The organism is Paraburkholderia haematera (assembly GCF_905220975.1).
GTDB lineage: Bacteria > Pseudomonadota > Gammaproteobacteria > Burkholderiales > Burkholderiaceae > Paraburkholderia > Paraburkholderia haematera.
This window is the reverse complement of record NZ_CAJNBK010000006.1, coordinates 90,365-116,594: the sequence shown is the minus strand read 5'-3', so window position 1 is coordinate 116,594 and position 26,230 is coordinate 90,365. Positions and strand designations below refer to the sequence as shown.

The window sequence follows — 26,230 nt, the reverse complement described above, 5'->3', positions numbered from 1 at the left end:
GGGACGGCCGCGCCAGTGCGACCGCATGATTGGCACATGACTTGCCTCTATTCGGGTTCCTTCCTTTCCTGCACTCGTGCGAAGGTTATGAACCTGTTCGCATATCCCACATACCAGGCTTTCGCCGACATGATGCTGCCGATGCGGCACGGCGCTGCGCTGGTGAATCATTCGCTCGACGCGTGGCCTGCGTTTGGCGAGACGTCGCATGGACGCTCGATTCGCGCGGCCTGCGAGTTGCTGACGCTCGCCGGACTCACGCCTGTCAGGCCGCCATTCGACATCGAAAGCGTGGTGACGGAAGGCAAATCCGCCCGGATCGTCGAGGAGGTCGCAGCGCATACACCGTTCTGTTCGCTATTGCATTTCCGTAAGGATGCCTCCCTTTCGCAACCGCAGCCGCGCGTGCTGGTGATCGCGCCCATGTCCGGCCACTTCGCGACCCTGCTGCGCGGCACCGTACGCACCATGCTGGCCGAGCACGACGTCTACATCACCGATTGGCACAACCCGCGCGACGTGCCGCTAAGCCAGGGCCGTTTCGGCTTCGACGAATTCGTGCGGCACCTGATCGACTTCACCGAGAAGATCGGGCCCGGCACGCATCTGCTGGCGGTGTGTCAGCCGACTGTCGCCGCGTTGGCCGCGGTCGCCCTCATGGCCGCCGATGACAACCCCGCACAGCCCGCCAGCATGACGCTGATGGCGGGCCCGCTCGACACGCGCATCAACCCGACGCGCGTCAACGAACTGGCGAAGAGCAAGCCGATCGAGTGGTTCGAGCAGAACCTGATCGGCGCGGTGCCGTTCGGTTTTGCGGGCGCGCATCGTCGCGTGTATCCCGGCTTTGTGCAGCTCACGGCGTTTATGTCGATGAACCTCGGCCGCCATCTCGACTCGTTCGAGACCATGCATTACGAGCGCGCCAAGGGCGATCCGGCGAAGGCCGACGCAATCCGCACTTTCTACGAAGAATACTTCGCGACCATGGATCTGACGGCCGACTTCTATCTGGAAACCGTGGATACGGTTTTTCAGCGGCACGCGCTGCCGCTGCATGAGCTCGAGGTGGCGGGGCGGCTTGTGGAGCCTTCAAAGATTCGCCGTACGGCGCTGCTGACCGTGGAAGGCGAAAAAGACGATATCTGCGCAGTCGGGCAGACGCTCGCCGCGCAGGATATGTGCGACAAACTGCGGCCGTATCTGAAGACGCATCATGTGCAAACCGGTGTGGGGCACTATGGCGTGTTCAACGGACATCGGTGGGAACGGCAGATTTATCCGCGCGTGCGAGCCGTGATTTACGATAACGAGCCGCGGGCGGTGCTGGTCAGTTCGCGGGCACGCACGATTCAGCCGATGTCGGTGGCTGCGGCGGTGGCTTCTGAGGTGACCGCTGCAGCGCCGGCTGCGGCGGCGGTGGTCGACGTCGAGATCGATACGGGCGTGACGACTACCGCGACGAACGAAGCCGGTTCCAGCTCCGGCGCCAAGCCTCAGGAGGCGTCACGATCACCGCGCCGACGGCCACCCGCGACGCAATAGCGAGTCAAGCCGCGGCGCTCTTCCACGGCTGCACCGCCGGCACTTCGCACGGACCTTCGACTTCGATCGATTTGAAATCGGCGGGCGACACGATTTCGATGTACTCCATATCTTCTGAGTAATCGAACAGATAGTGGACGATGCCCGGCGCCTGATGCACGCAATCGCCGGCGGCGACGAGCGTCTCCTTGTCGCCGTACATGAAGCGCGCCCAACCCTTCAACATGATCACAATGTGGAAATCAGCCTCATGACGGTGCCAACCCGTGCCTTGCTCTGGTGCGTGATTCGCCTTGACGAGTTGCGCGAGCACCTTGCCGCCGGTTGCCTGAGCGATGCCTAAATCACGGTAAAGAAAGAAGTCGCGCAGGCCCTGATCCACGTAGGACGTGTCTTGCGGACGGACATGGCTGAACTGCGTAGCGAATTCGGTGGACATGATCGCGCTCCTCTTGAGTGAGCCGGCATTTGAAAACGACGCGTTGGAGCGTCGGTTGCAAGCATCATGCGGGCCAGTTTGCGGGGGCTTTGCGCTGCGGAAAGAAACGCTATGCGGTCGGGCGGAACATCTGGAACATCTCGCCGATTCCCGCGTAATCCGCGCGATAGCCGGCACGCATGATCGGCTGCGCTGCGTGCGTGTCGAACAGGCCGTCTTTCAGATAAGCCTCGTTGATATGGACGCCGACCACTTGCCCAAGCGACAGGTAGTTGTCCATCGGCTTACCTTCCAGGGTATGCAAACGCACCACTTGCAGCAACTTGCATTCGAGCGCGGCCGGCGATTCGGCGACGTGCGGCACGGCGACATTGCGGCCCGGCGCGGGCGTGAGGCCGGCGAGTTCGAATTCGTCCACGTGCGGAGGGACCGGCGCTGACGAGCGGTTCATCTGTTCGGCGAGCGGCTTTGAGGCGAGATTCCAGACGAATTCGCCAGTGGCCTCGATGTTGGCGATGCTGTCTTTACGGCCTTCGCTGCAGAAGCCGATGATCGGCGGGAAGCTGGCGAACGCGCCGAAGAAGCTGTAGGGCGCGAGGTTCAGCGTGCCGTCGGTGGCACGTGAGGAGATCCAGCCGATCAGGCGCGGGGCGACGATGGCCTTGAACGGGTCATGCGGGAGGCCGTGACCGGCCGCGGGGTCGTAGAAGTAGTGGGACATGGGTTTGTGTTGGGGTTTGCGGGTGAGGCGGGAGGTATTTATACCGCAGAGTGGCTGGGGCTGCTGGGACGGGATTGAAGGGGGCTGCTGTTATTGGCCGTTCGGGGAATTCAGGTTGTTCGCTTGGCCTCGCGTCGTGTTCTGGCTGCTCGCAGCAACGGATGGGCATGCGAAGAACTTCAGTATTTTTCATCTGCCAGGCGGCTTGTACCGGTCGACGCCACTTTATGACGTGCTCTCCGCGCATCCGATCATCGGCCCCGGGCGAAATCAGATTGCGCGTCAAAAGGCGAAGATGGCGATGGCCGTTCGCGGCAGTACCCATCACTATCTCATCGAAAACATTCACCGGCGGCACTGGATCGAACAGGCTCGGCAGGTTGGATTGGGTAGCGAGACGGTGCAGGACGTGATTGCTGAAGTGGTTGACGCGACTGATCAGGTGATCAACGAGGTGAACGGCCTTGTGCCCTCAGAATTTCCGAAGGGATTAGCGGAATCGATTCTGGGTGGGGTTGGGAGGCAGAGGGATAGGTTGGCGGCGAGTGCATCGACGGCCACTAACCGCGACTAATCACCCGCTTGCGGCCTTCCTTGACTCGCGCTAAATGCGCCTCGTCCCATTCATAGAAACCAGCACCGCTGCGCACGCCGACGCGCCCCGCGTTGACCTGCGCGCGCAGCAGATCGAGCACGTCTTCGTCTTTTGCGAGTTCCGGCATCAGATGCGTGGAGATGTCGAGAAAAGTGTCGAGGCCGCCCATGTCCGCGCCCTCGAGCGGCCCGACAATTCCCCACCGGCGCCCGAGCGACGCCTTCATGACCCGATCGACCACATCCGGTGTCGCCGCCCCTGAGCGCACGATGTTCAACGCCTCGCGCAGCACCGCGAACTGCAACCGGTTGCCAACAAATCCAGGAATCGCCTTCGCCAGCACCACCGGCTCCATACCGATCGCGCTCATCAACGCGGCGGTCTGATTAGTCACTTCCGGCGCGGTCGCGGTACCCGGCACAACTTCGACGAGAGGGATCATGTGCGGCGGATTCCAGAAATGCGCGATCAGAAAGCGCTCCTTTGCACGCAGCGAAGCAGCCAGTTGATCGGGGGGAAAACCGCTGGTATTGCTCGCGAGGATTGCATCGTCCGCCATCAATCCGGCCAGCGACGCATACAGGCGATGCTTCAGTTCGAGCACTTCGGGAATCGCCTCGATCACGAATTGCGCCGACGCCATAACGTCGAGCTGTGCATGCGTCTCGATGCGCGCGAGCGCCGCCTGTTTGGCAGCGTGGTCGATACGTCCGGCGTCGATCAGTTCGTCGAGCACCGCTTCCGCTTTCGGCGCAACGCTCGCGAGGCGCGCCGGATCGACGTCGTGAACGATCGTCCGATGCCCGTGCAATGCGCTTTGCGTCGCAATGCCGACGCCCATCAATCCCGTGCCGACTACGCCTATGACTGCCTTGTCCACGCCGCTCTCCGCTGCCATCGATGAAAGCGTTCAAGCATAACGCAGCGCGCCGTTCTTCAAGACCGAACGTGACAAAGCCGGTCTTCCGTGAGGAAGGACCGGCTTTGCGGACTTCACGCCGCGCCATGCGGCGCCGTCACGCGCGCATTAATAGCGCGGGGGCGGCGGACGATGGTCGTCGTGATCGCCGTGGTGATGCGGATCGTAGTCGTGCGGATGATGACGCATCCAGTCGTCATGGGCCCAGTAGCGATGGCCGTCCCAGTAACGATCACCATGCCAGCCGATGTTGATCGACACGTCCACCGGCGTCATGTGCGGCTGACCGTAAACCACCGGTCCCGGACCATTCTCGACAATCACCCGTTCCTGGGCGAAAGCACTGCCCGCTGCGAGCAACGCGCCGCCCACCAGCAAGGTTGCAATAATCGAACGCGACGTCTTGTTAAAGGTTTTCATAGTGACCTCCCATGCAAAGTTTTGTATCAAGCCAGCGCCCGTGTTCGGTCGACATCGAACCGCGATTTTGGGTTCGGACCAGACGCCGTACGCTTGAAACCAACTTTAGCGGCGCAAACCGCACGGAGACGTGAGCACTTGTAAGCGCACATTTCATAGAAAGGGACGGATGAGGATCCGTCTTTTTGGGATTAGCCGCCCGTCTACTGCGCATGCGCGGTGGATCAACTGAACGTCACGGCGACACCTTGTGAGGCGGCGTTACATTCATTTCGGCCGCGAAATATTCGGAAAGCTGGGGAATCGGGCAGTAAGCATCCAAAAAAACAAAAGCCACGGCACGCGTTTCGCGGGCAGTGGCTTCAATGATGCGAGGCGCACTTGACGTGCGCGCCCGTACGCGGTGGTCCGCGCTCAGGCTGTACAGCTTTGCTTTTTAGTCGCTCAGCTTGATGCCGAACAACGTAGCTTGCGCTTTGCGCATGCGCTCTGTTTCGCGGCTACGCGCAGCGTACGAGTAGTCCGAATCCAGCGGCAGATGGGGCGACGCAAAGAGGTCGCTGACCTTTTGGAACAATGCAAAAATGAAGCTCATGGCGACTCCCGGTTGGTTACTGCATTAGCTAGGGTTTTCCCTTAAGATGAATTATAGGGTTTTCCCTAGTCAAAAGCTAGTGCAATGCAGCAATTTCTCGGGTGTGGTGTGTTGTCACAGGGTTTTATCAATGGTGCGTTGCACCACGACAACGTCCCTGTTTTTCATATTTCAGGGTCAAATCTTTCGTCTACTGAAGCGTGGTCGCCTGCGGCTTCCTGCTGCGCGTGGGTTTCGCGCTCGCCACGTTTTTGCGAGGGTTGACCACGGCGGCATCGACGGCGCCTGCCGCTGCGCTCTCCGCGCGCACAAGCGTCGCGCTGTTGACGGACACGATCAGCCCCGGCAGCGTCCGCGCGGGATTGTCTTGTGGCTTGACGGAGGCGCCCGTCGCCGAAAACTCCACATTCAACGCCCAGTGGCCCTCGTGTATGCCCTGATCGCGCAAAAGCGCGCCTAGCAGTTCCTCAATAGAGTATTTGTGCTCGCTGGCCGGCATGGTGGCTCCCGTCAGAAGATGCGCTGGCGTATCCGGTCCGGCTTCGCAGCAGCATCGAGAGTGTAAAACGCGAAAATTAGCTTGCGATGGGGTGGTGGCAGATGGTGCCTTACGGCGCCTATCTGGGAAGCGAGGGTCAGGAAGCGGGAGGTGGGCAGCGGGGAGCCGGAGCGGAAGCAGGGATGCCAGTAGGAGGCGGCGAAAGATGCCTTACGGCGCCGATCCGGAAGCCGAAATCCGCGAAGCGGCGGACACGAAGCGCGAAGCCGCGGTAGGCAGGAGCAGAAGCCGGAAGAGATACGCCGCCGCAGCCGACGCTCGCCGGCGCGGCGGCACTGAAAATCAGTGCGAGTTGGCTGCTTTCGGCTTGTGCGCGTGCTGTGCGCGCACGGCGCGTTTGCCATGCGCGGGCGTGGCCGCCGCCGGCTGGGGTGCCGCGGTTGCGGCAGCGTCAGAAGCGGCGCTGGCCGTTGCCGCGTTAGCCATCGCGATATGGGTGTCGAGCAAGCTGGTCATGGCGGCCTGCTGGTTCTGCATCATCTGTTCGATGCGGTGCTGCTGGGCCGTGGTTTCACGCGTCAGGCGCATCAGAAGCACCGTCTGCGTGATGCCGATCGCGACCGTCATCAGCAACGCGCCCACCACGATCGACAGCATCCATTTCATGCGGCGCGAATGGTCGGTTGCCGCGCGGCGTTGATCGGCGATCACGCCATATAGCGCGTCAACGGTATCGGCGAAGGCCGTCGCACGCGCGCGGTCGAGTTCAGGCGCGGCACGCAGTGCTGCCGCGGCAGCTTCGGCGCGCTGCGCTTCCCGGAACGCGGGCGCAGTAAAAGCAGCACTTGCGTGCGCAGATGCGGGTGCGGATGCCGACACATCGCCCGACAGCTTGGCGGCCTGCTTCGAACCAGCAGCCACCCCGCCTGCCTCGGACTCCGTCGAAGATGACACGCGCTCCGCTTCCGCACTCGCGGCTTCGGCGCCAGATGCTTCTCGCGAAGCCGTCGTCGCCTTGGCAAAGGTCGTCCCGAAACGCTGCGGCGGCATAGGCGGTTTGGCGCCGCCTGAGGCCGATGCAGCCGCTGTATCTGCCGTCATGGCGCCCGGCTCGACCGCCTGGCGCAGCGCGGTCACGCTGCGCGCCACAGTCGCCGCCGCCATCGCAGACGTCGGCGGCACGGTAGTGTCACGCGTCGATGCCGCCGGCTTTTCTTCGGCCGACACCTCTGCATCCCCAAAAGCCAGCTCGCCAACAGGCGGAGCCCCCGCCTCAACAGGCTCCGTCTCCAACCCGCTCAATTGCGCATTCACCGGCACCGGCTCATCGGATCTTGCAGCACGGGGCGCGCGGCGCGCAGCCCGTGCCTCCACCGGCACGCCGTCAGCATCGATCACGCCAACCGCAGCCAGCACGACATCGGGCAATTCAAAGCCATGCAGCGTGCCCTGCCGGATGTCGATGTTCATGGCTTCCAGCGTGGCGCGGGTGGGATCGTCAGGGAACAGGTCGAGTGTGCTGTCGTCGCGCGAGGCATCGCTCAGTTGCGCGAGACGTTGTGCCGAGCGCGCCGCGCGCGCCAGCTTGTTTTCAGTTTCGGTCGAGACGGTGGCCTGACGCCGCTTCTTCGAAGCGGCGCGCTGAGGCCGGGACTGCGTGGATGCTGCGGAATCTGCCATAGAGAAAAAAGCGGTCGTCGCCGGAAAGCGGGCGCCGAGCACCGCTCGTCAATGCCATTGGAATTTTTCGAGACCGCATTGTCGCATGGCCACCCGCCCCAGCCGAAGCCATTCGCCGACGATTTTCCGCTTTTTAAGACGACGATTCGTCCTGCCGGAACTGCTTGACGCCGTGCAACTGACCCAGGCGTGCGCAGATGGCTTCATATTCGGTATTCGACACGCGATGCAGCGTGATCATCACTTCGTCGCACTCCGGCGCGTCGTCGCTTTGCTGCATCACAAACTGCTTGACGCGCGGGCTCGCGGCGCCAAGTTCGTCGTGCAGGGAATGAAACGTCATGGTGCCGCGCTCGACGACCATCGTCAGTTGGCGCCGTTGTTTGACCGTGATGAAGCGTCGCTCGAGCGGCTTGATTCCGGCGAGGATGATCAGAATGATGATGGTCGCGGCGACGGACGCCGTGTACAGCCCGCCGCCAACCGCCAATCCGATAGCGGCGACCGACCAGAGGCTTGCCGCCGTCGTCAGCCCGCGCACGATTTCGCCGCGCAGCAAGATCGAGCCCGCGCCGAGAAAGCCGATGCCCGAGACCACCTGGGCGGCCATCCGCGACGGATCGAGCACGACGTGATCGCCCGACAGCACTTCAGCGAAACCGTAGGCCGACACAATCATGATGAGCGTCGAGCCGACGCAGACCAGCATATGCGTGCGCAACCCCGCGGCCCACGAAAGCCGTTCGCGCTCGAAGCCGATGACGCTGCCGAGCGCAGCGGCCAGCATCAGACGGGAAATGAGTTCAAGGTTCCCCAACATTGTTTTTCCTCCTTATCTGAAATTTTTTGAAGCGTATTTCGCGCTGGTGGCGGGGTGCCAGCGGCAGCCGTTTGCTTTATCCTTGGCCGCACCGCGTCACGGCAAGAGCCAAAGCCCGCACGCGCTTCGAATGACCGCATTTGACCAACCGAACCAAGCTAAGCATGACCCCTTCCACCGCTTCGACGATCACTCTCGCCACCACGCTTCGGGATCACTTCACTCACGTGGTACTGCCGTTGTGGCGCGGGCCCGGTTTCAACACCGCGTTGAAGCTGCCGTACGAAGCAGTCAGCACCGAGGGTCCCGAGCCTTTGCCCGCGGAACGTTACCGGGCAATGGCATGCGCGCGACAATTGTTCGTGTTCTCGCAAGCGGGCGATGCAGCTCATGCCCAGGTGCTATTCGATTCGCTGACGCACACCTTTCAGGACACGCGCCACGGTGGATGGTTCTACAGCGTGGATGCGCAGGGCGCGCCGCTCGACACCACCAAAGACCTGTACACGCATGCGTTCGTCGTGTTCGCCTGCGCGGAATATGGCGGCCGTTCCGGCAACCGCGACGCGCTGGACATCGTGCATCGCACCTCGGCACTGATTCAGTCGCACTTCGCGGCCGCTGGCGACCTGTTCAACGCCGCGCTCACCGCGGACTTCGCCCGCGTGACCGGCGCGCCGATCCAGAATCCCCTGATGCATTTGACCGAAGCGTGGCTAGCCGCCCGCAGCGCCACGCGCGACACCACCTTCGACGCCGCGCTGCGCCGTCTTGCCGGCGCCGTCGCGCGTCACTTTGTGCATGCGCCGACCGGCTGCATCGCCGAATTGCCGATTGGCACGGACGACAACCGTCTGGAACCGGGGCACCAGTTCGAGTGGTTCTGGCTAGCCAAGCAGGCGGGCGCGTTGTTCGAGGCCTCAGGTCTCGAGGAATCACTGACGCGCGCGTTCAGCTTCGCGCAGCACCATGGCGTGGACCCGCAAACAGGCGGCGTGTGCGCCTCGCTCGACGAAACCGGGCGAATCAAGGACGCCACGCAGCGGATCTGGGCCCAGACGGAATATCTGCGCGCCCTGGCGAGCCATGACGACCCCGCTGTGCTCGCCTTGCTGCCTCGGCAAATCGAGCTTTTCCGCCAACGATTCCTGCGTCCGCAAGGCTGGTTCGAATGCAAAACGGCCGCCGGTGACGTGGCGCGTGCCGACATGCCGTCGACCACGCCCTATCACCTTGCGACCGCCTATGACGCGTTGCCGGGCTAGGCGCCGACCGCCGTCTCCGGGGCATCGGCGTTAAAAGCCGACTGACCGGTCAATCAATATTCTTCGCGTTGCCAGGGGCCCCAATCGGCGTCGGCAGCTTTAAATCGCGTATAGGTCGCGCTTTGTCCGGTGGGGGTGTCCGACGTGTCGCCGTGGGGTTTTTTGTCGGTGGTGTGGAGGGCGAATGCCTGGTGATCTGCCGTATCGACCGTGATACGGCCAACCGGGTCCGGGGTGTCCTCTTGAGGTGATTTCGACTCCAATATCGCGAGATACGGGGTCAAACGGCTCCAGAACGACGTAAGTTCTTCCTGCAAATAATGTGTCAATGTTTTTCCTGGAAGAGTAATACAAACAGTTTACCCTACCGGCTGCAGCACCCTGCAAAATGCTTTCCAGGCCTCAAAAGGGCCCAATCAGGGGAATACCCGAATACGTGTTGATTGGCGTCCATCATAAAGACGTGATACAACTCTCACTTCGCGCTCGATCTCACGTTGAGAAATAGCGGTCGCGAATGCAACACACAACATTTATTGGATCAAAAATGGCAACAGGTACTGTGAAGTGGTTTAACGATGCAAAGGGCTTTGGCTTCATCACGCCGGACGACGGCGGTGAAGATCTCTTCGCGCACTTTTCGGAAGTTCAAGGCAGCGGCTTCAAGTCCCTGCAGGAAAACCAGAAGGTGACGTTCGAAGTTAAGCAAGGCCCGAAGGGCAAGCAGGCTGCGAACATCCAGCCGGCCTAAGTACCTTCCGGTACTTGAAGCACCCTTAGGCGCTTGCGTCTAATGCAAAATGGCCCGCTTAGGCGGGCCATTTTCTATTGCGGATGCCCTCTTTGGGGGCGTTCGCGCGGCTTAAATTGCCCGCATTCCGGACAGCGCGAATTCCGCCGTTTGACCGCCCAGTTCGTCAAAATGTTGCGTGCGCAACACAGTTTCAGAAATTTCGAACACGGACACGGCCTGTTTCAATTGCTGCGTCTGCTGATGCAGTGAAGCTGCCGCGGCTGCGGCCTCTTCCACAAGCGCCGCGTTCTGCTGCGTCATCTCGTCCATCTGCACCACCGCCTGGTTAACCTGCTCGATGCCCGTGCTCTGTTCGAGCGACGACGCGCTGATCTCGGCCATCATCTGCGTGACGCGCGAGATCGACGCCGAAACGTTGCTCATCGCTTCGCCGGCATGCTCGACCAGCTTCGAGCCGCCCTGAATCTCGGCAACCGATTCGCTGATCAACGTCTTGATTTCCTTCGCCGACTGCGCGCTACGCTGGGCCAAACCACGCACCTCGCCCGCCACCACGGCGAAACCCCGGCCCTGCTCACCCGCGCGGGCCGCTTCGACGGCCGCGTTCAGCGCGAGGATATTGGTCTGGAACGCGATGCCGTCGATCACCGAAATGATCTCGGCGATCTTGTCCGAGCTTTGCGCGATACCGCGCATCTTGTCGACCACCTCGTTGACCACTTCACTGCCGCGCGAGGTCGCCTCTAGCGCGGTTTCGGCGAGCGCATTGGCTTCGCGGGCGTGATCGGCGTTCTGGCGCACTGTGGCGGTCAATTCCTCCATGCTCGACGCCGTTTCTTCAAGCGACGCCGCCTGGTTTTCGGTGCGAGCCGACAGATCGGCGTTGCCGGTGGCGATTTCGTCGGCGCCGAGGTGGATCGAGTCGGCGGATTCGCGCACGGTTTGCACGGTGCGCGCCACGCTGGCCTGCATTTTCGCGAGGCCCGAGAACAGGCGGCCGATCTCATTGGTGCCGCGCGAAGCGATCGGCTGGTCCAGACGCCCTTGCGCGATGCGGTCAAAATGACGGCCGGCTTCTTCCAGCGGCGCCACGACGCCCTTGCGGAGCGCCGCGTGCACACCCACCGTGCCCGCCACCAGTAAAAGCAGGATCGCGATGCTGACAGCCCGGAATGTCGCCATGCGGGAGTCGATCGAATCGATCGACGCGCGGCTCGCGGCGTCGCCGAATTGCACGAAGTTGCGCGACTCGGCGAGATAGGCGTCCTGGAAGCCTTGCGTCGGCTGGTCGAGAAAGGCCTGGATATTGTTCCCGTCAAGAAATTGCACCAGCTCCGAGAGCGCGTCGTGCAGTTTCTTATAACGTTCGGCAAGCGCAGCAGCGCGCGTGGTGTTTTCGTCGCTGGTCTTCTGCGCGCTCATGAAGGCGCCGAACGACTGATCGGCGGCGGTCAATTGCTCGCGGGCGTGCTGCACGATGTCAGCCGGCTCGGCGCCGCCGCGCACCATGCGCGTACCGGCGCGCGACAGGTTGATGCGCGCATCCATCAGATGCTGGGTCGTCTCATTGACCGCGTCCACCTGCTTCAAGGCAATGTTCGACAGATCGCCCACGTCGTTATGCGTGCGCGTGAGCGACCAGAACCCCAAACCCACCGTAACAAGCTGGAAAACGCAGAACGCGGCCAGAACACACAATAGGCCGGAAGCGACTTTGATCTTGCTGAACATCGTGAACACCTAAAGCAAAGAATGACGGGAGCTACGTCCGGGTTAACGGCAAGGCCGAACTTTGCTTGAGATCAATTCCGCGAAAGATCGTCTTACAAGCCCTTTTCATCGGCCAACTCCGCAATTTCCGTCATTTCGCACAACAATGCCGCGCAGATATTTTGGATTCACCTTGACGCAGTGCGTCAGCGCTTCCTAGAGTGGGTAGGGACTGCACAACGCACGCCGGTGCAGATGCTACTGCGGGCCACGCCCAAAGGAATCACGATGACCGATATCCTCGACCGGGCGCGCGGCGCACTGCATGCCCAGCCGTTCAGCATGCTGCTCGGCGCCGACCTGATGCACACGGGCACCAGCGAGTTGACGCTTTGCCTGCCAATCCGCGACGAACTGCGGCAACAGCATGGCTTCGTGCATGGCGGCGTAATCAGCTATCTCGCCGACAATGCGCTGACGTTCGCCGGCGCTCTCTCACTGGGTCCGAAAGTCGTCACCGGCGAGTACAAGATCAACTATCTGCGGCCGGTGGTGAACGGCACGCTGATCGCGCGGGCGAAGGTCGTCTACGCGGGCCGGCTTCAGGCGACCTGCCAATGCAACGTGTACGTGATGGACGGCGACCGCGAAAAGCTCGTCGCGGTGGCACAAGGCACGATCAATCGCATCACCGAGAACGGCGAGCACGAACCGGCGGGGTAAACAAGCAAAAGGCCGTTCCTGCATCGTGCGGGAACGGCCTCTTCGTTTTTTACATCTACAAACGCGTTCAACAAGCGAGACGAATCACTCCGCCGCGTAGGTCCTTTGCGTCTGCTCGCCGAGACCTTCGATACCGAGGCGAATCGTCTGACCCGGCTTCAGATACACCGGATTCGGCTTCACACCCATGCCGACGCCCGGCGGCGTGCCGGTCGAAATCACGTCGCCCGGTTGCAGGCTCATGCACTGCGACACATACGACACCAGCTTCGCGACGCCGAACACCATCGTCTTCGTGCTGCCGTTCTGATAGCGGTGACCGTCCACTTCGAGCCACAGGCTCAGGTTCTGCGGGTCGGCGACTTCGTCACGCGTGACGACCCACGGACCGATCGGGCCGAACGTATCGAAACCTTTGCCCTTGTCCCACGTGCCGCCGCGTTCTATCTGCCATTCGCGCTCCGACACGTCGTTGATCACGCAGTAACCGGCGACGTAATCGAGCGCGTTCGCTTCGTCGATATATTTCGCGGGCTTGCCGATCACCACGCCGAGTTCGACTTCCCAGTCGGTCTTTTTCGAGCCGCGCGGAATTTCGACGTCGTCGTTCGGGCCGCAGATCGCGCTCGTCCACTTGTTGAAAATCACCGGTTCCGACGGCACCGGCAGATTCGATTCAGCCGCGTGGTCCGCATAGTTCAACCCGATACAGATGAACTTGCCGATCTTGCCGACGCACGGGCCCATGCGCGGATTGCCTTCCACAACCGGCAGCGAAGCCGGGTCGAGGGCGCGCAGTTTGGCGAGGCTTTCGTCGCTCAGTGCGGCGCCGTCGATATCGCCGACCACCTTCGACAGATCGCGAATCTTGCCTTGCGCGTCGAGCAAGCCCGGCTTTTCCTGGCCTTTCGGCCCATAACGAAGCAGTTTCATCGTTGCACTTCCCTTTACGTTCAGTGGTATTCGGTTCGTGTGTCTTAGCTTGCAGTGAGCAGCCGTATGCGTCAGTTCGACCAGCCGCCGTCGATCACATGCGCGTGACCCGTGGTGAACGCCGATTCGTCAGACGCGAGATACAGCGCCAACGCGGCGATCTCTTCCGGCTTGCCGATGCGGCCCATCGGCTGGCGCGCGACAAAGGCCGACTGCACGGCCTCGAGCGTCGCGCCTTGCGCTTTGGCCTGCTCGACGATCCGCTGTTCGAGCGACGGCGAAGCCACCGTGCCCGGGCAGATCGCGTTACAGCGTACACCACGTGTGATGAAGTCTGCAGCGACGGACTTGGTCAGCCCGATCACCGCCGCTTTCGACGCGCTGTATGCAAAGCGGTTCGGCACGCCCTTCACGCTCGATGCCGCCGACGACATATTGATGATCGACCCGCCGCCCTTCTCCAGCATGGCGGGCAAAAACGCGCGGATCATGCGGTACATCGCCTTCACATTCAGGTCGAAGGCAAAGTCCCAATCTTCTTCGTTGCATTCGAGAATCGAGCCGGCATGCACGAAGCCCGCGCAGTTGAACAGTATGTCGATCGCGCCGAGTTCGGCTGCCAGCGCCTTGATCGCCGCGTTATCGCGCACGTCGAGCTTGCGCGCGTCGACCGGCTTGCCGGCGAGTCCGTCGATGCGGATATCGGTGGCGATCACGCGCGCGCCTTCGCGCGCGAACAGTTCCGCGGTGGCCAGACCGATGCCTTGTCCTGCCGCGGTGATCAGGGCCGTCTTGCCGGCCAGTCTTTGTGTCATCTAGGACTCCAGTTGAATGGGCTTTCGCTTGTCTTCGCAACGTGCTTTCACAACGTCCGTATCACATCAAAGCCGATAAAACGCGGTGGCGTTGCCGCCGAAAACCGCCTCGCGCTCGGCATCGCTCAAGGACGCGAGCAAGGTGTTCGCCACCGAGTGCCACAGCAGATAGTCGCCGTTCAGATCGAGCACCGGCCAGTCGCTGCCCCACATCAAACGCGCGGGACCGAACGACTTCAGCAGATGGTCGACATACGGATGAAGCGTTTCCTCGGTCCAGCCAGGCGACGCTTCGGTGACGAGTCCCGACAGCTTGCAGTGCACGTGCGGAAATTTTGCGAGCCGGGTGATCGCCTCGGCCCAAGCTGGCCAGGCCGCGCGGCCGTAACGGATCGGCGGCTTCGCACCGTGATCGACGACGACGCGCAATGCGGGAAAACGCGCCGCGAACGTTTCGAAATGCTCGACGTGCCGCGCGTAAATCAACGCGTCGAACGCGAGGTCGTGCGCGATCAAGGCTTCGATTGCGGGCGCCAGGTCCGGGTTCGCGATCCAGGTGTCGTCGGGTAAATCCTGCAGCATCGGCCGCACGCCCTTGAACTTCGGCTCATGCGCGAAAGCGTCGATCACTTCCGGCGCAGTCGGCAGCAGCAACGGCACCCAGCCCACCACGCCTGCGATCGAGGGCTCTTCGCGCGCGATGTCCAGCAGGTAACGTGTTTCGTCGATCGTCGGCGCCGCCTGCACCACCACCGTTCGCTCGATGCCCGCCGTTTCGCGTAGCGGTTTGAGATCGGCGGGACCGAACGTCCGGTACAGGATCTTCAGTTCCGGCGTGAGCCACTCATAGTCGCCGCGAGCGGGGTCCCAATAGTGCTGGTGCGCGTCGATAGGCATTGTCAAATCAATCCTCTGGTGCGGGCGCGCGGCTGTCGAGCAAGCCCTTGTCGCGCAACGCGGACCATAAGTCCGCAGGGATCGGCAGCTCGAACGACGCGGCGTTCTCACGCACTTCGTCGGCACTACGCGCGCCGGTCAACACGGTCGCGACCGCGGGATGCGCATACGGAAACTGCAGGGCCGCGGCAGCAAGCGGCACGCCATGCACCCGGCACACCGCTTCGAGCCGCGCGACGCGTTCGATGACGTCGCTCGGCGCGTCGCCGTAATTGAATTTCAGATCGCCTTCGACACCGCGCGCCAGAATGCCCGAATTAAACGCGCCGCCTAACAGGATGCTGACGCCTCGCTTTTCGCATGCCGGCAAAAGGTCATCGAGCGTGGTCTGTTCGAGCAGCGTATAACGGCCCGCGAGCAACGCGCAATCGATATCGAATTCAGCCATCGCCTCGAGTATGACCGCGCCTTCGTTGACGCCGAGTCCAACCGCCTTCACCGCGCCCGAGGAGCGCAAATCGTCGAGTGCGCGAAAGCCGCCGCCTTCGGTTAGTTGCCGCCAAAAATGGGGGTTATTGTCGCCATGCGTGAATCGGCCGATATCGTGTATGAGAAGAATATCGATATCGACGATGCCGAGGCGCTGCTGGCTGTCTTCGAACGAACGCAGAATGCCGTCATGCGTGTAGTCGTAGATCCCTTCGAACGGCAGCGGATTTTGCCAGCCGTCCATGGGATCGCGGGGCGTGGTGCGTGGCACAAAGCGCCGGCCCACTTTGGTGGACAACACATACTCGCCGCGCGGATAGTGGCGTAGCGCATCGCCCAGGCGATGCTCGGCCTTCGTGTTGCCGTAATGCGGCGCGGTATCGAAGTAGCGCACGCCAGCGTCCCACGCAGCGGCAATGGTGGCGTGCGCTTCTTCTTCGGACAGGTCGCGATAGAGGCCACCCAAGGGCGCCGTACCGAGCCCCAATCCGGTTACCTGCAAAGCACGGCGGCCGATGCCGCGCCGCTGTTCGATCTTCGAACCGACCTTTGCCATCATGGACCAAGTCTCCTGTTTGATAGTGTTTTAGCACGCGCCGCCGATGTTTGCCCGCCACGCTGACGGCGACGCGATTGGCGCGCTGACGGCTGCACTGATAGTCGTCGAATCGACTACGGCTTGGGCCCGGGCTGATTGCCGGTAGGCCCCTCAATACTGCGCGATCGCAACAACCTGATGCGGCGGTGCAGCGCTCGACGGCAGGCAAGCCGGGCCCACGGGTTCGAAAGTCTTATACGTCAGGATGAATTCCTGATGCCCGAGCGTTTCCGATTTCGACGCCGCGCCGAGCGACACCGCCACCGTTTGCTCGAACACTTCGCGGCCGACTTCGTCGAGCGTGCCGCGGCCTTCGAGAATGCGGCCTGCATCGATGTCCATATCTCCGGCGAGATTGCGGTACGTCGCGGGATTCGCGCACACCTTGATAACCGGCGAAATCGCCGAGCCCACCACCGATCCGCGCCCGGTTGTGAACAGAATCACATGCGCACCGCATGCGATCAGTTCGCCGATTTCCGCGTTGTCGCTGATGTTCGGAAAGCCGAAGCGCGGCTCGCCGTCGGGTACGACGTCGAGGAGATAGAGCCCGCCGGTCGGCGGAACATCCCCAGGTTTGATGATGCCGACAATCGGCGACGCGCCACTTTTCGCATACGCACCCAACGATTTTTCTTCCTGCGTGGTGAGGCCGCCGTCCGCGTTGCCGACTGCAAAACTGCCATGCCCAAGGATCGAGTAGTAGCGCGCCGCCTTCGCCACACACGCAATAATTTCATCGCCGAGTTCCGGCCTCGCGGCGCGCGTTTTCATGTGGAACTCGCAGCCCACCAGTTCGCCGGTTTCTTCGAAGATGCAGGTGGCGCCCGCGTCGATCAGATGATCGAACGCGCGGCCCACTGCGGGATTCGCCGTAATGCCACTGGTGCCGTCCGAGCCGCCGCAAATCGTGCCGATCACCAGTTCGCTCAGCGCCATCGGCACTTTTTGCTGCGCGGCAAGTTGCTTGCGTGCATCTCGAATCCAATCGACGCCGTATTGAATCGTGCTACGCGTGCCGCCTTTTTCCTGAATCGTCAGGACTTCGACGGGACGGCCGCTCGCGCGTACGACGTCGACGAGGTAGTGCTTGTTCATGCTTTCGCACCCAAGCGACACAAACAGCACCGCGCCTACGTTTGGATGGGTGGTGAGACGCTCCAGCATCTTTTCGGCATAACTATTCGGATAGCAGCCGGGAAACCCGATCAGATGCACCGGCGGCTCGCGCTCGGCTGAGGGATCGTCGAATGCATCGAGCGGCTCGCGAAATTGTGTGACGATCTCGCGCGCGACGTGATGCGCGCACTCGACCAGATATGCCACCGCAACCACGTTACGGATGCCTTTGCGGCCATCGCTGCGCAGATAGCCTTGCAACGCGGGCTGCTGCAAGACGGCGGATGCTACGGAAGTGTCGGTCATGATCTTTCCAGCGCGGCGCGAGGCCACTTCATTGTGCTCAAATCAGTGATGGACGAACTCGTGACCCGCGTCGTGCGTATAAGTGGGCAGGTAATCGCTTTCGAGGTTGTGCGTATGCAGATGCGCACCGCGCGCCACCGCTTCGGTCACGTGTCCAATCACCGCGCCGTAACGCAACACCTTGTCGTCTTTGGCAAGTTCGTGGCGCGCTACTTTGTGGCCGAGGTCGATCGTTTTCGTGAGCGTCACGCGCTCGCCTTCGATCTCGACTTGCGTGCCCGCATCGAGACGCGCCGCCGCGATCAGGCAGTTATCCGCGGGACTGAGCAGGATCAGGCGCGGGTCGGTTTGCAATGGACGGCTGGTCAAATGAGTTCTCCAGAATGCATGCGAATCAGTTCTGGCCTTCGCCGCTGGCGAGCCGTGCCACCATCAGCGAGCCAAGGATGATCGCGCCGTAGATCGCCTGAATCCAGAACGACGGCACCTGGGCCAGCGTCAGCAGGTTCTGCACGACGCCGAGCAGCAAGACGCCGGAGAGCGCACCGAGCATCGTGCCCTTGCCGCCGTCGAGCGAAATGCCGCCGATCACCGCCGCCGCGAACACCGTGAAAATCATGCCGTTGCCCTGATTTGCGTTGATCGCGCCGACATAACCGGTGACGATCAAACCGCCCACCGAGGCCAGCATGCTGCCGAGCACGAATACGCCCCACGTGATGCGCTCGACGCGAATCCCCGCCGCACGCGCCGCTTCCGGATTGCCGCCGATCGCGTATAACGCGCGGCCCAGTCGGTGATAGCGCAGCACGAACGCAGCGATCGCGAACGCGGCCGCCGCGAGCCACACTGACAACGGCAAGCCGAACACGATGGTGGTGGCGAGCGAGAAGAACGACGGCGGCATATCGAACAGCGTGCCGCCTTTGGTTGCGCCGACCAGCATGCCGCGCAACACGATCAGCATCGCCAGCGTAACGATGAAGGCGTTCAGCCGCAGACGCACCACCAGGAAGCCGTTGACGAAACCAATCACCGCGCCGACCACGAGAATGGCCAGCAATCCCGTCGCCGCCGGCCATTGCATCCCGAAGCCCGCGGACGCCGCCGGCATCACCAGCATCGCGCCGACAGCGGGCGCAATGCCCACCGTCGATTCGAGCGACAGATCGAACTTGCCGGTCAGCACGATCAGCGATTCGGCGAGCACGACCAACGCCAATGCCGCGGACGCGCCCAGCACGCTGATCAGATTCGCCTTCGTCAGAAAGCTTGGGCTGACAAACGCGCCGATCACAAGCAGCAACGCGAGCGCGGGCAGCAACGCCAGTTCGCGCAGCCGTGCGAGTTCGCTGCGAGCACGTTTGCCGCGCGGCGCAGCCACGACGGCCTGCGGCTGCGCTTGAGCTTGCGCGGTGCCGAATGCAGGGCTGGGCACACTATTCTTCATGGAGACTGACTCCTTCAACGGATGCGATCAGGTCGTGGTCCTGCCAACCCGCGGGAAATTCGGCCGCGACACGGCCACGGAACATGACCAGCACGCGGTCACAGGTGCGCAGATCGTCGAGTTCGCCTGACACGACCAGCACGGCTTTACCGTCCTCGCGCACACGATCCACGACTGACAGCAACGCTTCTTTCGATTTCACGTCGACGCCCGCTGTGGGGTCGATGAGTACGAGCACGTTGGGATCGGTGGCGAGCGCACGCGCCATGACCACCTTCTGCTGATTGCCGCCCGAGAGTCCCGACACGACATGCTCGGGGCCTTGCGCGACGATGCCGAGCGCATCGATCATCTTCTGGCCGAAGGCATTTTTCTTCGCGGGTGGCGCGATGCCGAACTTGCCGAGCAGGCGCGCGATCGTCATCGAGGCGTTTTCGGCAACGGATTGCGTCAGCACCAGGCCTTCGTGATGGCGATCTTTCGGCACGCAGCCGATGCCATGTGCCAATGCAGCGGGAACGTCACCTGGCGGTAGCGTTGCGCCGTCGACGATGATCGAGCCGCGTTTCGCTGCACGCAGGCCGGCAATCGCCTCGGCTACGCTCGTACGGCCGCTGCTCGTTGCACCAGTCAACCCGACCACTTCGCCACGCTTCACCGTGAACGACACGCCTTCGTAATCGGAACCGGCCAGATCGTTGACTTCCAGCGCAATGGCCGTGTCCGCCGGCAACGCAGCGCGCGCCGCCGCATCAGCAACGGCAAGGCCGCCGCGCTCGCCGGTCATCGCTTCGATCAACTGCTCGCGCGGCAATGCGGAAACCGGCGCGCTGACGATATGCCGCGCGTCGCGCAGCACCGTCACCGCCTGGCAGATTTCGTAGACCTCTTGCAAATGGTGCGAGATGAACAGAAACGTCACGCCTTCGCGCTGCAATTCGCTGATGCGGCGGAACAGGCGCTTGATCTCGTCGCCGTCGAGCTGCGCGGTGGGTTCGTCGAGAATGATGAAGCGCGCGCCGTACGACAGCGCCCGCGCGATCTCCACGAGTTGCCGCGCTTCGACGCTCAGATCGCCGGCGCGCGCATCTTCGCGCACGTCGATCTTCCAGTGGTCGAGCAGCGCACGCGCGTCGCGCCGCATCGCGCCCCAATCGATCACGCCACCGCGCAACGGCTGCCGGTTGATGAACAGATTCTCCGCGACGCTCAAATCGCGGATGATCGTCGAATGCTGATAAACGCATGCCACGCGCTCGCGCCACGCATCGCGATCCGCGATCGACGGCGCCGCTGTGCCGCCGAAACGCACCTCGCCGGTATCGGGCTTGCGCAGGCCGGTGAGGATCGACACCAGCGTCGATTTGCCCGCACCGTTGCGCCCGACGAGCGCATGCGACTCGCCGGGCATCACGCGGATGCTGACGTCTTTCAGCGCGGCCGTGGAGCCGAAGCGTTTGGTGACCTCAAACGCTTCGACGACCGGCACGGAGGGCGTCGGCTCGCTCATTTAACGGTATTGCCCCACAGCGCTTTGTCGTCGACATTCGACTTCGTGACGAGCGGCGCGGGCAATTGATCTTCAAGAATGCCCGGCGCCAGCTGGATAATGTTGCTGCCGTGATCCGTCGGGCCCGGCTTGAAGGTCTGCCCGGCCAACGCGGCCTTGATATAGAAAAGACCGTATTTCGCGTAGGAATCGGCGGGCTGCGAAATGGTGGCGTCGATATCGCCGCGACGGATTGCGTCGAACTCCTGAGGAATGCCGTCGTTACTGACAATCACAACGTGCTTTGCGTTGCCGACCGGAAACAGCATCTGCTTGCGGCGCAGAGTTTGCAGCGTCGGCGACAGATAGACGCCGCCCGCCTGCATGTAGATCGCCTTCACGTCAGGATTCGCGGTGAGCAGACTGTCGAGCGCGGTAGCCGCGACATCGCCCTTCCAGGCTGCCGGAATTTCCAGCAGCGACAAACCCGGGAAACCCTTCAAACACGAGCGGAACGCTTCGGAGCGGTCGCGCCCGTTCACTGAGGCCAGGTCGCCCATGATCTGCACGACCTTGCCCGACTTCACATGCTCGCCAATGTACTTGCACGCCTTCTCGCCATAGGCGTGGTTGTCGGCGCGCACCACCATCGCGACCTTGCCTTGCGTCGGCGCGACGTCGACGGCAACCACCGGCACGTTCTTCGCCGCCGCTGCATCGAGCGCGCGGCTAATCGCCGCCGAATCCAGCGGGCCGACCACGATGCCCTTCGCACCGAGGTTCAGCAGGTTGTTCATGTCGGTAATCTGCTGGGCGGGATCGCCGTTCGAATTGACCGGCGAGAGGATATCGATGCCCATGTCCTTCGCGTACTTGGGCAGATAGTTGTTGTACGACTGCCAGAACGGCGACGTAAGAAGCGGCAGACCGAGACCGACCTTGCCGGCCTCGGCGGCCTGCGCGGCACTGCTGACGGCAAGGCCGGCGACGCAAGCTGCCGCCGCTGCGGCAAATAGCGAACTCCGGAACCCACGGCGAGCCGCGAACGGCCCCTTTGCGAACGACATGGTTGTCTCCTAACTTGCGTTGTTGAACTGCGTGATCCGGCCATGCTGAATGACGGGCACTGCGTCCTGCGCTTTCTTATCGTCTTGTCGTCTTATCGGTATTGATGAAAATTCACCAATGAACGTATTATTCATATACGGACTTTTTGAAGTCAAGCAATCTGCACTGCATTAACCGTCCGTGTTTTCCCTGGACGACCGCCATCTCGCGTCAGATTCACCACGCACTTACACTCAGCGCCAGATAATGAGAACAACACACGGAGCCACCCTGACGATGGACGCAGAAGACAAAGACGACGGCGACCGTTACCGCGCCCCCGCGCTGGACAAGGGTCTCGACATACTCGAGCTGCTCGCCGAGCAGAAAGAGGGGCTGACGCGCGCCGAAATCACCAAACTGCTGGGACGCAACGCGAGCGAGATGTACCGGATGCTCGAACGGCTGGTCGCGCGGCAATACGTGGTGCGCTCCGCGGGGGGCGACCGTTATTCGTTGAGTCTTAAGCTGTATGCGCTCGCGCATCGTCATCCGCCGATGAACCGGCTGATCGCCGAAGCGCTGCCGCTGATGCAGCGCTTTGCCGATGCCGCCGAGCAATCGTGTCATCTGGCGGTATACGATCGCGGCAATCTGCTGGTGATCGCGCAAGTGGATGGACCGGGCACGTGGGGGATGTCGGTGCGGCTCGGTTCGCGGGTCGGCCTGATCGATACGGGGTCGGGCCGCGTGATGCTCGCGTTCCAAACCATCGAGCAGCGCGAACAGATGCTGGCCGAGCACACCAAGGTGAAGGGCGAAGTCACGATCGATCGCGATGTCCTGGAACAGACCTGCGAGCGGATTCGCGCGGCGGGGTTTTCGCAAAAGGACAGCCAGCAGACGTTCGGCGTGACCGACGTCACCTTCCCGGTCCAGGGGCCGTCCGGCCAGGCGATCGCGGCGCTGACCTGCCCGTACTTGCGGCGCATCGACGAATACGTGGCGCCGACGCTGGAGGGGGCGACGGCGCTGCTGCGCGAGACGGTGCAAGCGCTGTCGATGTTTCGGGAAGCGGCCGTCTAGCGCACATGGTTTAGAATGGCGACCCTCTCAAAAATCACGCCGCATGGGTTCACTCGTGCGCGCTCAACGATCAAGCAATGGCGAAACTTCTGACCGATTCCGAATTCCTGCGTTTTTCCGAACTCCAGCAGAAGCAGTCGAGCTTCACGATCACGCCTGAAGAAGCCGACGAACTGCGCGACATCGTCGCTCATGCGCAAAAGCGCCGCGACGACCGCGCCGCGGCGATGCAAAGCATCGAGACCTTCATTCAGCAATTCGACATCAGCCCGGACGAGCTGTTTTCGGCCGAACAGATTGGCGACGCCGCGCGCACCTTCGGCCTGATTCCGGCCGCAAAGAAAGAACGCGTGCTGCCGCCTTCGTTCACTTACAACGGCAAGCCGTACCAATGGACGGCGCGTCCGCTGCCGGACGACATCCGCGTGCCGCTGTTCGATGCCTTCAAGGCGGGTGAATCGGTGAAGTCGTTCATCGCGACGCTGAAGGACGCGAACCGTTGCGCGGCGACCATCGCGCGTCTGGAGCGCGAGACCGGCGCGGTGTACGCCGAAGCGTTGCTGGAAGAGTTGTCGGTGACCCGCGTGCAGGTCGACGAAGCGTTGGCCAAGCTGCCGGCCTGACGCTTAAGTTTTATTGCTCAAATCCTAACGCTGAAGTCCGCGGCTAGCTGCTCGATCCGAGCACGGCCGCGTCTGGCTCCGCCGGTTCATCCAGCGCCATTCTGAAGCCCACCACGCCGGGATCCTCCGTCGGCGTAATCGTGAAACCACACGATTTTGCCAGCGCGATCATCGGCCCATTTTCACGTAACGCCTCGCCGACCAGCCAATGGATGCCGCGAGCCCGCGCGTACTTGATGATGCGGTCCATCAGCAATTGTCCGAGGCGGCGGCCCTTCTGGTCGGAGCGCACGGCGGCGGCGAACTCGGCCGTTTCGTTGTCGGGATCGGCTACCGCTCGCACCACGCCCAACGTCCGCGTGAAACCCTCTTCGCTCGTCACGGTTGCAATCAGCGCCATCTCGCGGTCGTAGTCGATCTGGGTCATGCGCGCGAGCTGCGAGTGGTCGAAGCTGCCGACCGCGCCGAAAAACCGCAAGCGCAAATCTTCCGGCGTCATCGCTTCGACGAAATCGTGATGCGCGGCTTCGTCTTCCGGGCGGATTGGCCGCACCGTCACCCGCACGCCTTGCCAGTCGAGCGTCTCTTCGAAGCGGCGCGGATAGGGCACGATCGCGAGCCGGCTGCGCGTCGCGGCGATCGTCAAGGTTGGCTCAACCACGACGACATGGTCGCTGAATACCCGCAGCGTCAAGGCGAGGCCGACGATCTCCTTGACGTCGCAGACCGCTTGCGACAGTGCTGTCAAAGCGGCCAAGGCGGGCTCCGGTGCAACTAGCCGTGCGTAGCGCGAACGCGTAACGATATCGCGCGCGAGCATGGGGTTCAGCGGGGGCAGGCCGTAGACGCGCAGCGGGTCGGAGACGCCATCCGCCGGCGGCGCGGTGAAGCGGAAAACGGGGCCGAAGTTGTCGTCGTCGTGAAGCTCGACGGCGATGTCGACGACGGGCTTTCTGGCCCGCACGGCGGCCGGGTCCGCGCAAGGGTCCGGTTCCCGCTCCGTGCGCTTTTCGGCCGTTGGTTCCGGCTGTCCGCCCACATACGGCTCGACGCTTAGCCCGAAGCGCTCGAGAAACGTTGCCGCCGCTTCGCCGGTTAGTTGGTGCTCACCTGCCGCGAGCGCGGCGCGTGCTTGCGCCTGAGCGGCGTCGATCGCTTCGGGAACCTGCGCGGGCAAATCCTCCGGCGTCTGCATCAGCAGCTCGCGGCCCATCCGGTAGTCGACCAGCCGGGCGAACGCGCGGGCGAGCCGCTGCGGCGTCGTATGAACCGGTATGCCTTGCGCGTGCAATGCGTCGCGCGTCGCGGCATCCACACCGCCAAAAAAGCACGCGAGCAAACCGCGATACGCAAAGCGCTGATTCGCGATCAGCGCCTGCGCGACCTCGCCGACCGGCGCGCCATGCGTCGACGCGTGGACCACGAACGCCGTACCGGTGCTGCGATGCTCGGCGAGCAGCTTGAGGGCGGTGCCGAAATGCTCCGGACGGGCGTCGTCGCCGAGTTGCAACGGGTTGCCGGCAACCGCGTACGGCAGCGCTGCAGTTAGCGCGGCGTCCGCTTCGGCAGGCCACGGCGCAAGCGTGTCGCCGGCCGCGGCGAATGCGTCGCAAGCGAGCGTGGCAAGGCCGCGGTCGCTGGTGATCAGCGTCGCCGTGGCACCCGCTGCCACGCGGCCCACGCCAAGGGTCTCGATTTCATCGAGCAGATCGTCGAGCGCGTCCACCCGCACCATGCCAGCGCGGCGAAATGCGGCGGTGTAGAGCCCGTCGGCGGGATCCGCGCGGCCCGAGCGCAACGCCAGCACCGGCTTGTTGCGCGCCGCCGCGCGAGCCGCCGACATGAATTTGCGCGCCGCTCGCACCGAGTCCAGTTCGAGCAGGATGGCGCGCGTGCCCGGGTCGCTTGCCAGGTAATCGAGTACGTCGCCAGCATCGACGTCGGCCTCGTCGCCCAGCGCCACCGCGTGTGAAAATCCGAGCCCGCGCGCGTGCGCCCAGCCGAGCACGGCATTCGTCAGCGCATTCGATTGCGAAACCCACGCGACGCCCCCCGCCTTCACCGTGCAGGACGGCGCGCCGAAATGCGCGTGCAGCGCGGGTGACACCACGCCGAGGCTGCCGGGCCCGACAATGCGCAACAGATGCGGCCGCGCTGCCGAGAGCGCATGCCGCAGGTGCAGGCGGTCCTCATCACAACGTACCTCGCCGACGATGATCGCCGCGCGTGTACCCAAGCCGCCGAGCTTATGGATGATGCCTGGCCAGCTGGCGGGCGGCGTACAGATCACCGCGACGGTCGGCGCTTGCGGCAAATCGCCGGCATCGCCGATCACCGCGTGGCCGCCTAGCGTTTCGTATTTCGGATTGACCGCCCAGACGGGCCCTTCGAAGCCGCCTTCCAGCACGCGCGACCACACCATCGCACCGGTGCTGCCCGGCCGCTCGGAAGCGCCGATCACGGCGACGGATTTGGGGCGGAACAAGGCGTCGAGATTACGTACGGTCACGAGGGCTCCGCAGAGTGAGAAGGCGCATCGGCAGCGAGGCGCGCGTCATCGTCAGGATAGGCGAAGTCGGGGGCTTGCGCGGCGCTTCTGAAGCCCTGGCGCAACGCGTGAGAAAATCCACTTGATCCGCGCCAACGCGCCCCAGAATTTTTTTAGCGCACTCAGGCAAAATAATGAGCCGGAA

General features: G+C 62.8%; 27 protein-coding genes. 7 read left to right on the top strand and 20 right to left on the bottom strand.

The genetic code is table 11. The annotated features are described in order from the left end of the window. Positions 1 to 87: 87 nt before the first annotated feature. On the top strand, positions 88 to 1,545 hold the full coding sequence (locus KHO23_RS13715) for a polyhydroxyalkanoate depolymerase (protein WP_211611778.1): 1,458 nt from the start codon (positions 88 to 90) through the stop codon (positions 1,543 to 1,545). A gap of 4 nt (positions 1,546 to 1,549) precedes the next feature. Here KHO23_RS13715 and KHO23_RS13710 read toward each other — a convergent pair whose 3' ends face one another. Beyond that, positions 1,550 to 1,984 carry a cupin domain-containing protein gene (locus KHO23_RS13710; RefSeq protein ID WP_211611777.1) on the bottom strand — a complete coding sequence of 145 codons (435 nt, stop codon included), beginning with the start codon at positions 1,982 to 1,984 and terminating at the stop codon, positions 1,550 to 1,552. 109 nt (positions 1,985 to 2,093) lie between these two features. Further along, positions 2,094 to 2,705 carry a flavin reductase family protein gene (locus KHO23_RS13705; protein WP_211611776.1) on the bottom strand — a complete coding sequence of 204 codons (612 nt, stop codon included), beginning with the start codon at positions 2,703 to 2,705 and terminating at the stop codon, positions 2,094 to 2,096. A gap of 136 nt (positions 2,706 to 2,841) precedes the next feature. Between KHO23_RS13705 and KHO23_RS13700 the strand changes: the two genes are divergently transcribed. Next, positions 2,842 to 3,279 (top strand): HipA domain-containing protein, encoded by a 438-nt coding sequence (locus KHO23_RS13700; protein ID WP_236066835.1) that lies wholly within the window; start codon positions 2,842 to 2,844, stop codon positions 3,277 to 3,279. Here KHO23_RS13700 and KHO23_RS13695 read toward each other — a convergent pair. The 6 genes from KHO23_RS13695 to KHO23_RS13670 form a co-directional block, all read right to left on the bottom strand. Beyond that, on the bottom strand, positions 3,266 to 4,198 hold the full coding sequence (locus KHO23_RS13695) for a 3-hydroxyacyl-CoA dehydrogenase family protein (RefSeq protein ID WP_211611774.1): 933 nt from the start codon (positions 4,196 to 4,198) through the stop codon (positions 3,266 to 3,268). The genes KHO23_RS13700 and KHO23_RS13695 overlap by 14 nt on opposite strands. Before the next feature lie 129 nt (positions 4,199 to 4,327). Next, positions 4,328 to 4,639, bottom strand: coding sequence for a hypothetical protein (locus KHO23_RS13690; protein ID WP_211611773.1), 312 nt, complete (start codon positions 4,637 to 4,639; stop codon positions 4,328 to 4,330). Positions 4,640 to 5,075: 436 nt separating this feature from the next. Further along, positions 5,076 to 5,234 carry a hypothetical protein gene (locus tag KHO23_RS13685; RefSeq protein WP_183082071.1) on the bottom strand — a complete coding sequence of 53 codons (159 nt, stop codon included), beginning with the start codon at positions 5,232 to 5,234 and terminating at the stop codon, positions 5,076 to 5,078. Positions 5,235 to 5,424: 190 nt separating this feature from the next. Beyond that, entirely contained in the window at positions 5,425 to 5,733 is a 309-nt protein-coding gene (locus KHO23_RS13680; RefSeq protein ID WP_211611772.1) for a hypothetical protein, read from the bottom strand. Between the two features lie 342 nt (positions 5,734 to 6,075). Next, positions 6,076 to 7,413, bottom strand: a complete 1,338-nt coding sequence (locus tag KHO23_RS13675) for a hypothetical protein (protein ID WP_211611771.1) — start codon at positions 7,411 to 7,413, stop codon at positions 6,076 to 6,078. 133 nt (positions 7,414 to 7,546) lie between these two features. Further along, positions 7,547 to 8,233, bottom strand: a complete 687-nt coding sequence (locus KHO23_RS13670; protein WP_211611770.1) for an MgtC/SapB family protein — start codon at positions 8,231 to 8,233, stop codon at positions 7,547 to 7,549. Positions 8,234 to 8,397: 164 nt separating this feature from the next. Between KHO23_RS13670 and KHO23_RS13665 the strand changes: the two genes are divergently transcribed. Beyond that, positions 8,398 to 9,498, top strand: a complete 1,101-nt coding sequence (locus tag KHO23_RS13665; protein WP_211611769.1) for an AGE family epimerase/isomerase — start codon at positions 8,398 to 8,400, stop codon at positions 9,496 to 9,498. A 53-nt stretch (positions 9,499 to 9,551) separates the two neighbouring features. On the opposite strand, the gene KHO23_RS13660 is transcribed toward KHO23_RS13665, so the two are convergent. Beyond that, positions 9,552 to 9,827, bottom strand: a complete 276-nt coding sequence (locus tag KHO23_RS13660; protein WP_211611768.1) for a hypothetical protein — start codon at positions 9,825 to 9,827, stop codon at positions 9,552 to 9,554. 218 nt (positions 9,828 to 10,045) lie between these two features. Here KHO23_RS13660 and KHO23_RS13655 point away from each other — a divergent pair, with 218 nt between their 5' ends. Then, positions 10,046 to 10,249 carry a cold-shock protein gene (locus KHO23_RS13655; RefSeq protein WP_007178724.1) on the top strand — a complete coding sequence of 68 codons (204 nt, stop codon included), beginning with the start codon at positions 10,046 to 10,048 and terminating at the stop codon, positions 10,247 to 10,249. A gap of 111 nt (positions 10,250 to 10,360) precedes the next feature. Here the strand turns inward: KHO23_RS13655 and KHO23_RS13650 are convergent, their stop codons facing one another. Continuing rightward, a complete protein-coding gene (locus tag KHO23_RS13650) occupies positions 10,361 to 11,983 on the bottom strand; it encodes a methyl-accepting chemotaxis protein (protein WP_211611767.1) in 1,623 nt (540 codons plus the stop codon). Between the two features lie 267 nt (positions 11,984 to 12,250). Here KHO23_RS13650 and KHO23_RS13645 point away from each other — a divergent pair, with 267 nt between their 5' ends. Next, positions 12,251 to 12,685 (top strand): PaaI family thioesterase, encoded by a 435-nt coding sequence (locus KHO23_RS13645; protein WP_211611766.1) that lies wholly within the window; start codon positions 12,251 to 12,253, stop codon positions 12,683 to 12,685. Positions 12,686 to 12,769: 84 nt separating this feature from the next. Here the strand turns inward: KHO23_RS13645 and KHO23_RS13640 are convergent, their stop codons facing one another. The 9 genes from KHO23_RS13640 to KHO23_RS13600 all read right to left on the bottom strand — a co-directional run bounded on the left by KHO23_RS13640 (position 12,770) and on the right by KHO23_RS13600 (position 21,848). Then, positions 12,770 to 13,618: an ureidoglycolate lyase gene (locus KHO23_RS13640; protein WP_211611765.1), complete on the bottom strand. Its 849-nt coding sequence runs from the start codon at positions 13,616 to 13,618 to the stop codon at positions 12,770 to 12,772. A gap of 71 nt (positions 13,619 to 13,689) precedes the next feature. Next, positions 13,690 to 14,433, bottom strand: coding sequence for an SDR family oxidoreductase (locus KHO23_RS13635; protein WP_211611764.1), 744 nt, complete (start codon positions 14,431 to 14,433; stop codon positions 13,690 to 13,692). 66 nt (positions 14,434 to 14,499) lie between these two features. Continuing rightward, entirely contained in the window at positions 14,500 to 15,330 is an 831-nt protein-coding gene (locus KHO23_RS13630) for an amidohydrolase family protein (RefSeq protein ID WP_211611763.1), read from the bottom strand. Between the two features lie 7 nt (positions 15,331 to 15,337). Then, positions 15,338 to 16,378, bottom strand: coding sequence for an aldo/keto reductase (locus KHO23_RS13625; protein WP_211611762.1), 1,041 nt, complete (start codon positions 16,376 to 16,378; stop codon positions 15,338 to 15,340). Positions 16,379 to 16,528: 150 nt separating this feature from the next. Next, positions 16,529 to 17,842, bottom strand: a complete 1,314-nt coding sequence (locus tag KHO23_RS13620) for a UxaA family hydrolase (protein ID WP_211611761.1) — start codon at positions 17,840 to 17,842, stop codon at positions 16,529 to 16,531. A gap of 42 nt (positions 17,843 to 17,884) precedes the next feature. After that, entirely contained in the window at positions 17,885 to 18,211 is a 327-nt protein-coding gene (locus KHO23_RS13615; RefSeq protein ID WP_211611760.1) for a UxaA family hydrolase, read from the bottom strand. A 25-nt stretch (positions 18,212 to 18,236) separates the two neighbouring features. Beyond that, complete coding sequence (locus tag KHO23_RS13610; RefSeq protein ID WP_211611759.1) at positions 18,237 to 19,292, bottom strand: ABC transporter permease; 1,056 nt, start codon at positions 19,290 to 19,292, stop codon at positions 18,237 to 18,239. Beyond that, complete coding sequence (locus KHO23_RS13605; RefSeq protein WP_211611758.1) at positions 19,282 to 20,802, bottom strand: sugar ABC transporter ATP-binding protein; 1,521 nt, start codon at positions 20,800 to 20,802, stop codon at positions 19,282 to 19,284. The genes KHO23_RS13610 and KHO23_RS13605 overlap by 11 nt, the downstream gene beginning before the upstream one ends. After that, entirely contained in the window at positions 20,799 to 21,848 is a 1,050-nt protein-coding gene (locus KHO23_RS13600; RefSeq protein WP_211611757.1) for a sugar ABC transporter substrate-binding protein, read from the bottom strand. The genes KHO23_RS13605 and KHO23_RS13600 overlap by 4 nt, the downstream gene beginning before the upstream one ends. A gap of 277 nt (positions 21,849 to 22,125) precedes the next feature. Here KHO23_RS13600 and KHO23_RS13595 point away from each other — a divergent pair, with 277 nt between their 5' ends. Both KHO23_RS13595 and KHO23_RS13590 read left to right on the top strand, forming a co-directional pair. Next, positions 22,126 to 22,914 carry an IclR family transcriptional regulator gene (locus KHO23_RS13595; protein ID WP_211611756.1) on the top strand — a complete coding sequence of 263 codons (789 nt, stop codon included), beginning with the start codon at positions 22,126 to 22,128 and terminating at the stop codon, positions 22,912 to 22,914. A gap of 77 nt (positions 22,915 to 22,991) precedes the next feature. Then, a complete protein-coding gene (locus KHO23_RS13590) occupies positions 22,992 to 23,537 on the top strand; it encodes a hypothetical protein (RefSeq protein WP_211611755.1) in 546 nt (181 codons plus the stop codon). Between the two features lie 43 nt (positions 23,538 to 23,580). Here KHO23_RS13590 and KHO23_RS13585 read toward each other — a convergent pair whose 3' ends face one another. Continuing rightward, complete coding sequence (locus tag KHO23_RS13585) at positions 23,581 to 26,046, bottom strand: bifunctional acetate--CoA ligase family protein/GNAT family N-acetyltransferase (RefSeq protein WP_211611754.1); 2,466 nt, start codon at positions 26,044 to 26,046, stop codon at positions 23,581 to 23,583. Positions 26,047 to 26,230 lie beyond the last annotated feature (184 nt).

Coding starts and splice junctions, on each gene's coding strand:
- KHO23_RS13715 (WP_211611778.1), top strand. CDS start 88: ATGAACCTGTTCGCATATCCCACATACCAGGCTTTCGCCGACATGATG.
- KHO23_RS13710 (WP_211611777.1), bottom strand. CDS start 1,984: ATGTCCACCGAATTCGCTACGCAGTTCAGCCATGTCCGTCCGCAAGAC.
- KHO23_RS13705 (WP_211611776.1), bottom strand. CDS start 2,705: ATGTCCCACTACTTCTACGACCCCGCGGCCGGTCACGGCCTCCCGCAT.
- KHO23_RS13695 (WP_211611774.1), bottom strand. CDS start 4,198: ATGGCAGCGGAGAGCGGCGTGGACAAGGCAGTCATAGGCGTAGTCGGC.
- KHO23_RS13690 (WP_211611773.1), bottom strand. CDS start 4,639: ATGAAAACCTTTAACAAGACGTCGCGTTCGATTATTGCAACCTTGCTG.
- KHO23_RS13685 (WP_183082071.1), bottom strand. CDS start 5,234: ATGAGCTTCATTTTTGCATTGTTCCAAAAGGTCAGCGACCTCTTTGCG.
- KHO23_RS13680 (WP_211611772.1), bottom strand. CDS start 5,733: ATGCCGGCCAGCGAGCACAAATACTCTATTGAGGAACTGCTAGGCGCG.
- KHO23_RS13675 (WP_211611771.1), bottom strand. CDS start 7,413: ATGGCAGATTCCGCAGCATCCACGCAGTCCCGGCCTCAGCGCGCCGCT.
- KHO23_RS13670 (WP_211611770.1), bottom strand. CDS start 8,233: ATGTTGGGGAACCTTGAACTCATTTCCCGTCTGATGCTGGCCGCTGCG.
- KHO23_RS13665 (WP_211611769.1), top strand. CDS start 8,398: ATGACCCCTTCCACCGCTTCGACGATCACTCTCGCCACCACGCTTCGG.
- KHO23_RS13655 (WP_007178724.1), top strand. CDS start 10,046: ATGGCAACAGGTACTGTGAAGTGGTTTAACGATGCAAAGGGCTTTGGC.
- KHO23_RS13650 (WP_211611767.1), bottom strand. CDS start 11,983: ATGTTCAGCAAGATCAAAGTCGCTTCCGGCCTATTGTGTGTTCTGGCC.
- KHO23_RS13645 (WP_211611766.1), top strand. CDS start 12,251: ATGACCGATATCCTCGACCGGGCGCGCGGCGCACTGCATGCCCAGCCG.
- KHO23_RS13640 (WP_211611765.1), bottom strand. CDS start 13,618: ATGAAACTGCTTCGTTATGGGCCGAAAGGCCAGGAAAAGCCGGGCTTG.
- KHO23_RS13635 (WP_211611764.1), bottom strand. CDS start 14,433: ATGACACAAAGACTGGCCGGCAAGACGGCCCTGATCACCGCGGCAGGA.
- KHO23_RS13630 (WP_211611763.1), bottom strand. CDS start 15,330: ATGCCTATCGACGCGCACCAGCACTATTGGGACCCCGCTCGCGGCGAC.
- KHO23_RS13625 (WP_211611762.1), bottom strand. CDS start 16,378: ATGATGGCAAAGGTCGGTTCGAAGATCGAACAGCGGCGCGGCATCGGC.
- KHO23_RS13620 (WP_211611761.1), bottom strand. CDS start 17,842: ATGACCGACACTTCCGTAGCATCCGCCGTCTTGCAGCAGCCCGCGTTG.
- KHO23_RS13610 (WP_211611759.1), bottom strand. CDS start 19,292: ATGAAGAATAGTGTGCCCAGCCCTGCATTCGGCACCGCGCAAGCTCAA.
- KHO23_RS13605 (WP_211611758.1), bottom strand. CDS start 20,802: ATGAGCGAGCCGACGCCCTCCGTGCCGGTCGTCGAAGCGTTTGAGGTC.
- KHO23_RS13600 (WP_211611757.1), bottom strand. CDS start 21,848: ATGTCGTTCGCAAAGGGGCCGTTCGCGGCTCGCCGTGGGTTCCGGAGT.
- KHO23_RS13595 (WP_211611756.1), top strand. CDS start 22,126: ATGGACGCAGAAGACAAAGACGACGGCGACCGTTACCGCGCCCCCGCG.
- KHO23_RS13590 (WP_211611755.1), top strand. CDS start 22,992: ATGGCGAAACTTCTGACCGATTCCGAATTCCTGCGTTTTTCCGAACTC.